Here is a 2,562-nt window from a genome sequence, read left to right on the forward strand (position 1 = left end):
CACCCATGACGCGGACACGACATTCAGCTACACTCCGGCCTCGCAGCTTGCGAGCTTCAGCCGGGACAATGACCTTTATGCGTGGAGCGGTCATTACAAAGTCGATCGGGCGTACAGCGTGAACGGCCTGAACCAGCTGACGACAGCTGGGTCCGTGGCGCTGGGCTATGATGGCCGCGGCAACCTGATCAGCTCGGGCAGCACGACTTACGCCTATACCGCCGACAACATGCTCAAAAGCGCCAGTGGCGGCGTGTCGGCGCAGTATGACCCGGCCGGACGGCTCATCGAGCTGAACCAGTCGGCATCGACCCGCTTCCTGTACCAGGACGATCAGATGGCGGCCGAGATCGCCAATCCGTCAGGCGCGGTCCAGCGCCGCTATGTCTGGGGCGATGGACCGGACGATCGCGGCTCTGTGGGGGCATACACGAATGCCAGCGGCGCTGGCCGGGCTGAATTCTGGGGACAGTTCATTTAATCGACATGGCGCAGCCTTGGGCTTGTCCGACAGTCAGCTTCGCGCGTGTGGCGGCCCCTTGGGTGCCGCACCATCCTGCTTCAAGCCGGCGGCCACGACGCGCAGCCTGCCATCGGGCAGGGGGCGCTGAAGGGTCCGGGCTTCGTTCCATGGCGCATCGAGCCAGGTTTGCCATTCCTCCGGCGTCGTAAGGATGACCGGCATGGTCTTTGGGTGGACGGCGGCCACCTCGGCATTGGGCGTGGTGGTCAGGAAGGCGAAGACATCGGTGGCGACCGGGCCTTCGCTGACCCGGCGCACACCCGTAAAGGCGCAGGCGATGCCGGCGAAAAAGGCCAGCGGACGATCCTCATCCAGCGCAAACCATATCGGCGCCGGCGTGCCTGCCGCCAGGCCATGGCCGGCAGGCGCAGGGCCATGCTCGCTGAAGCTGGTGAATGGCACCAGGCAGCGATATTCCGGCCCCAGCCAGCGCCGCCAGTGCGGGGATGCAGTGTTACGGACATTGGTGATGCCGCGATCCGCGTTCTTGCCGGCGAGCGCAAAGGCCGGACTGGGCATGCCCCAGCGCGCGAGCGCCAACGTGCGGTTCTGCGCGAGCGCCAACGTGCGGTTCTGCGCGAGCGCCAACGTGCGGTTCTGCGCCAGCGCCAACGTGCGGTTCTGCGCCAGCGCCAACGTGCGGTTCTGCGCGAGCGCCACCGTGCGGTCCTCGGACGCTGCATCCGCCGCAGCGCCATGGCGCACGATGGGCGCCGCCATGTCGGGAAAAATCGCAGGCAGCATGGGCAAATTGCCCGTCATGTCCTGCACGGCGCCGGCGAGATCGCGGATCGCCTGTTGGCCGCTGGTCATCGCATAAAGATTGCACATGCCAGCCTTTGTAGGCCGGCACCACTGTGCGGGAAAGCCGGAAGCGCTTGTCCCGGCCCGCTCAGAACACGCCCGGCGGCGGTGCGGCCAGCCACAGATAGGCAATGACGACGGCGGTGCCGGCGACGCCCTGCAAAAAACGGGGCAGGCGAGCGCGAGTCCGGGGACGGTTCAGGTGATTGCGGTGCTGTTCCATAATCCCTCCCAACGGCAGCGGTTGGAAAGGGTTTAACCTGCGCCTTGCGGCAATGCCCGCGCCGACGCCTCCGAAATGGACGGGACCGGCGCGTTAACCACGCCGATTCGGTGCGGCGCCTTCAGGCCGGATGATGCGCCTTGAGCAGAACAGACGTGTCCGCGAGCAGCGCGGGATCGACAACGACGCCTTTTTCCACCAGCGCCTTGCCCTGCACATAATCGCGCGCCGCGTTGACGCAATCGAGCGCGATGACCCGGCCCTGCTTGAGATACACCAGGCTGAAGGCGCGGCCAGCCGGGTCGCCGCGCATCACGGTGGCGTCATAGCCCACCGAAAGGCCAATGGTTTGCAGCCGCAGATCATATTGGTTGGACCAGAACCACGGCACGGCGTGATAGGGCTGCGGCTGGCCGGTGATGGCGCGCGCCACGGTCGTCGCCATGTCATTGGCATTCTGCACCGATTCCAGCCTGATGCACGCGCCGCCGGCAAAGGCGTTTTCATGCGCGGCACAGTCCCCGATGGCAAACACATCGCCCAGTGATGTGCGGCAATGGTCATCGACATCCACGCCGTTTGCGCCCGCCGCACCAGCCGCCAGCAGCGGCGCCACTGATGGCACGATGCCGATGCCGACGATGACGAGGTCGGCTGGCAGGTGCCCGCCATCGGCCAGGGTGACGCCATCGACGCGGGCGCCTTTGCCGGTGAGCGCCGTGACCATGCAGTCGGTCATCAATGTGACGCCGTGGGTGCGGTGTTCGGCGGCGTAAAACTCCGACAATTCTGAGCCAGCCACCCGTGCCAGCACGCGCGGCAGCGCCTCCAGCACCGTGACATGATGGCCCAGCTTGACCAGCACGGCCGCAGATTCCAGCCCGATATAGCCGCCGCCGATGATGACGATGGTGCGCGTGGACGTCAGCTCGGCCTTCAGCGCATCGACATCGGCGCGGCTGCGGATGGCGTGCACGCCGGCAAGATCATGGCCCGCGCACGACAGCCGCCG

3 protein-coding genes and 1 pseudogene are annotated in these 2,562 nt (G+C 66.4%); 1 reads left to right on the forward strand and 3 read right to left on the reverse strand.

Annotation, left to right across the window (positions count from 1 at the left end):
• A pseudogene (locus RMQ73_RS05765) lies at window positions 1-481 on the forward strand (hypothetical protein); the annotation flags it as partial.
• A 33-nt stretch (window positions 482-514) separates the two neighbouring features.
• Here the strand turns inward: RMQ73_RS05765 and RMQ73_RS05770 are convergent.
• The 3 genes from RMQ73_RS05770 to RMQ73_RS05780 form a co-directional block, all read right to left on the reverse strand.
• Window positions 515-1,354 carry an SOS response-associated peptidase family protein gene (locus RMQ73_RS05770; RefSeq protein WP_310497124.1) on the reverse strand — a complete coding sequence of 280 codons (840 nt, stop codon included), beginning with the start codon at window positions 1,352-1,354 and terminating at the stop codon, window positions 515-517.
• Window positions 1,355-1,415: 61 nt separating this feature from the next.
• Window positions 1,416-1,550 (reverse strand): hypothetical protein, encoded by a 135-nt coding sequence (locus RMQ73_RS05775; RefSeq protein WP_310497125.1) that lies wholly within the window; start codon window positions 1,548-1,550, stop codon window positions 1,416-1,418.
• Window positions 1,551-1,671: 121 nt separating this feature from the next.
• On the reverse strand, window positions 1,672-2,562 hold an 891-nt coding region (locus RMQ73_RS05780; RefSeq protein WP_310497127.1), incomplete at its 5' end, for an FAD-dependent oxidoreductase.

Origin of the sequence: Sandarakinorhabdus sp. (genome assembly GCF_031430775.1) — a bacterium.
In the GTDB taxonomy this organism is placed as follows: Bacteria; Pseudomonadota; Alphaproteobacteria; order Sphingomonadales; family Sphingomonadaceae; genus Sandarakinorhabdus.